The 3,965-nt window shown below is 67.0% G+C and carries 3 protein-coding genes and 1 pseudogene; 3 read left to right on the top strand and 1 reads right to left on the bottom strand.

The genetic code is table 11. The features are described 5' to 3' along the window. Positions 1-351, bottom strand: a pseudogene (locus Q8814_RS24855) (hypothetical protein); the annotation flags it as partial. A gap of 93 nt (positions 352-444) precedes the next feature. On the opposite strand from Q8814_RS24855, the gene trmB reads away from it, so the two are divergent. The 3 genes from trmB to Q8814_RS24840 form a co-directional block, all read left to right on the top strand. Further along, positions 445-1,227, top strand: a complete 783-nt coding sequence (gene trmB, locus Q8814_RS24850; RefSeq protein WP_330154628.1) for a tRNA (guanosine(46)-N7)-methyltransferase TrmB — start codon at positions 445-447, stop codon at positions 1,225-1,227. Next, complete coding sequence (locus Q8814_RS24845) at positions 1,224-1,916, top strand: NYN domain-containing protein (protein ID WP_330154627.1); 693 nt, start codon at positions 1,224-1,226, stop codon at positions 1,914-1,916. Before trmB ends, Q8814_RS24845 begins: the two co-directional genes overlap by 4 nt. Positions 1,917-1,925: 9 nt before the next feature. Further along, the coding region (locus Q8814_RS24840; RefSeq protein ID WP_330154626.1) for an MMPL family transporter at positions 1,926-3,965 on the top strand (2,040 nt) is incomplete at its 3' end.

Here is a 3,965-nt window from a genome sequence, read left to right as displayed (position 1 = left end):
GCGGCCGGCGTCCAGGCCCGCCAGCGCCGCCCGGTCGGCCGGATGCACCGAGACAGGATCGAGACGGGTGGGCAGAACGTAGACGACGACATCGCCGCCGAGAACCGGTTCGGGACCGTCCGGTGCGTCGACGATCGCGTCCTCGAACACCACGTCCCCGAGCACCGTGTCCAGGCTGCGCCGCACGCTCCCGCGCCCCGTGCCGGCCCGCCCCGCGACCTGGATACGCAGGGGCGCAGTGCGACGAGCGAGCGCCGCATGCAGGGTGCGACCGGCATCCGCGTCGAGCCGGTCCAGCTCCGCGGCGAGCCGCTGCCACAGCTCCGGTGCCGCTCCGGGCGTCTCCCCCATCGTGATCTCCCCCCCGATCGTCGCGCAGATTGTGGCAGAACACCGGGGAAGACGTGCGGACCTGAGAAAACCCTGTGGTCCCATACGTCACTTCTGCCACGCACTCCCGCGATACGTGACAATGGTCGGGTGAACGAAGCCGATCAGGACACGACCGACACGCTGGAACCGAGTCCCAGTCGAGGAAACCGTCTGTACCCGCGAGTGACCAGTTTCCGCTCCCGTCGGGGTGCATTGACCGAACCTCAGCAGGAGACGTGGGACCGCCGCTGGGCCCACCTCGGTCGCGACGTCGGCGACGAGCTGCTCGACATCGACGGCTGGTTCGGCCGTCACGCACCGACGGTCCTCGAGATCGGCTCCGGCACCGGAACCGCGGCGGTCGCCATGGCGCAGGCCGAACCGCACGTCAACCTCATTGCCGTCGAGGTCTACAGGCCGGGCCTCGCTCAGACCCTCCAGCGCATCGAACGCACACTCGACACCGACGCGCCCGTCACCAACCTGCGCATCCTGCGCGGTGACGCCGTCGATGTCCTCGAGCACATGATCGCGCCCGAGTCGCTGACCGGAGTGCGCGTCTTCTTCCCGGACCCGTGGCCGAAGGCGCGCCACCACAAGCGCCGGCTGCTGCAGGCGCGGACATTCGCATTGATCGCGAATCGGTTGAAGCCGGGCGGGGTGCTGCACGTCGCGACCGACCACGCCGAGTACGCCGAGGCGATCGAAGTCACCGGCAACGCCGAACCGCTGCTCACGCCTCTGAATTGGTCCTCCCCGATCAGCCACGAGCGACCGGTCACCAAGTTCGAGGACAAGGCCCACCAAGTGGGTAGCACCATCGCCGAACTGATCTGGGGGAAGATCGGAGCATGAGCGTCCACGAAGACCTGGCCGGTGTCGCCGACCCCACCGTGATCGACAGCCCCGAACAGGGCAAGCGTGTCCTGCTGGTGTGGGATGCGCCGAACCTCGACATGGGGCTCGGCGCGATTCTCGGGGGACGCCCCACGGCCGTCTACCGGCCCCGTTTCGACGCCCTCGGCCGCTGGCTGCTGAGCCGCACCGCGGACCTGTCGCGCACCTCACCGTCGCCGCTCGAGGCGGAAGCGACCGTCTTCACGAATATCGCCCCGGGCAGTGCCGACGTGGTGCGCCCGTGGGTCGAGGCACTGCGCAACGTCGGCTTCGCGGTGTTCGCCAAGCCCAAGATCGACGAGGACAGCGACGTCGATTCCGATATGCTGCACCACATCGAGCTGCGGCGCAGCGAGGGCCTCGCCGGTGTGATGGTGGCATCCGCCGATGGGCAGGCGTTCCGCGAGCCGCTCGAGGAACTTGCGGCCGCAGGCATCGCTGTGCAGGTGCTCGGCTTCCGCGAGCACGCAAGCTGGGCGGTCACGTCGGAGCTCATCGACTTCGTCGATCTCGAGGACATCCCCGGGGTGTTCCGTGAGCCGCTGCCGCGAGTCGCCCTGGAGTCGCTGCCCGACGAGGGCGCATGGCTGCAGCCGTTCCGACCGCTTACCGCTCTGCTGGTGGGGCGCAAGAGCGTCGCCGAATAGGAGATCCACGTGTTCGACCGTTGGGGAGAGCTCGTCTTCCGCGCGCGCTTCACCGTCATTGCGGTGATGGTCGCGGCGATGCTCGGGCTCGCCGGGTACGGCCTGAGCCTGAACGACCATCTCAGCCAGAGCGGCTGGGACGATCCCGGGTCGCAGTCCGTCACGGCGTCGAAGCTCGCCGACAGCACGTTCGGCCGCGACACCAACGGTGACGTGCTGGTGCTGTACACGGCACCCGAGGGCAGGACCGTCGACGACCCCGAATTCGCCGCGAAGATCACCGACAATCTGAATTCGCTGGTCGCCGAGCATTCCGACGAGATCCTCAAGGTCAACGGTGCGTATTGGCCCACCGAGACGGCGCCGTCGCTGCCGAGCCTTGCCGACGAGTCGAGACAGCACGCGATCGCGTCGGTCGCGATCGCCGGGGCAAACGACACCGAGCTGACCGGGAACTTCCGCGACGTCAAGGACGAGTTCTACATCGAGGGCGTGGATGTGCAGCTCGCCGGGCTGCAGCCGATCTCCGGCGCGCTCAACGACACGATGGCCAACGACATCAAGCGCATGGAGATCCTCGCGATCCCCGCTGTCGGCATCCTGTTGTTCTTCGTGTTCGGCGGCGTCATCGCGGCGGCCCTACCGCTCATCACGGGTGGCCTGACGATCGTCGCCGCCAACGGCATCGTGCGCCTGATCACGAATTTCACCGAGGTCAACTCGTTCGTCGCACCCGTCGTCTCCCTCATCGGCCTCGGTCTCGCGATCGACTACGGACTGTTCATGGTGTCGCGGTTCCGGGAGGAGCTCGCCGAGGGTTACGAGACCGCTGCCGCAGTGCGCCGCACCGTGATGACGGCCGGCCGCACGGTCGTGTTCTCCGCGACGATGGTGGTGACCAGTCTCGGTGGTCTCCTGCTCTTCCCCCAGGGCTTCCTCAAATCCGTGTCGTACGGCGCGATCGCCACCATCTCGCTGGCCGCGCTGACCTCGGTGACGGTGCTGCCGGCGATCCTCGGCATCCTCGGCAAGCGCATCGACAAGTTCGGCATGAAGAAGTTCGGGCAGATCCAGTCGAACGAGCAGGTCGAGAACAGCATGATCGGCCGGCTCACCCGCTGGGTGATGCTCAACCCGCTGAAGGTGACCATCCCGACGGTCATCGGGCTGCTGCTGCTCATCACCCCGCTCACCGGCATCAAGTTCGGCGGTATCAACGAGACGTACCTCCCGCCGGACCATCCCACCCGGATCGCCCAGGAACAGTTCGACGAGCTGTTCCCCGGGCAACGTGCCGAACCCGTGCGACTGGTGGTCCGTGGCGCCGAGGGCGGCGATCTGAACAAGATCCGGGACACCGCGAGCGCCGCGCCGGGACTGGTCGAGGACTTCTCCATCACCGGTCCCGCCAAGGACGGGGTGCGTGTCCTCAAGGCCGGTCTGGTCGACCGCAACGAGTCGGCGCAGACGATCGAGTATCTGCATTCGGCGGAGTGGCCGGAGGGTGTCGAAGTGCTCGTCGGCGGCACACCCGCCATCGAACAGGACTCGATCGCGGCGCTGCTCGAGACGCTGCCCATCATGGTGCTGGTCGTGGTGGTGCTCACGACGTTCCTCATGTTCCTGGCATTCGGCTCGCTGGTGTTGCCGATCAAGGCCGTGTTGATGAGCGCATTGGGGCTCGGCTCGACACTCGGCATCCTCACCTGGATCTTCATCAACGGCAACGGCGCGGACCTGCTCAACTTCACGCCCGGACCCATCATGTCCCCGGTGCTCGTGCTGATCATCGCGATCGTGTACGGCCTGTCGACCGACTACGAGGTGTTCCTGCTCTCCCGGATGGTCGAGGCCAGATCGCAGGGGGCGAGCACCACCGAATCGATCCGCGTGGGCACTGCCCACACGGGCCGCATCATCACCGCGGCTGCACTGATCCTCATCGTCGTCACCGGCGCGTTCGCGTTCTCGGATCTGGTGATGATGAAGTACATCGCCTACGGCATGATCGCGGCACTGGTCATCGACGCGACCGTCATCCGCATGTTC

Source organism: Rhodococcus chondri (assembly GCF_036327435.1).
GTDB lineage: Bacteria > Actinomycetota > Actinomycetes > Mycobacteriales > Mycobacteriaceae > Rhodococcus > Rhodococcus chondri.
Note: the sequence above shows the minus strand (reverse complement) of the source record. Positions and strands in the feature narration are given on the sequence as shown.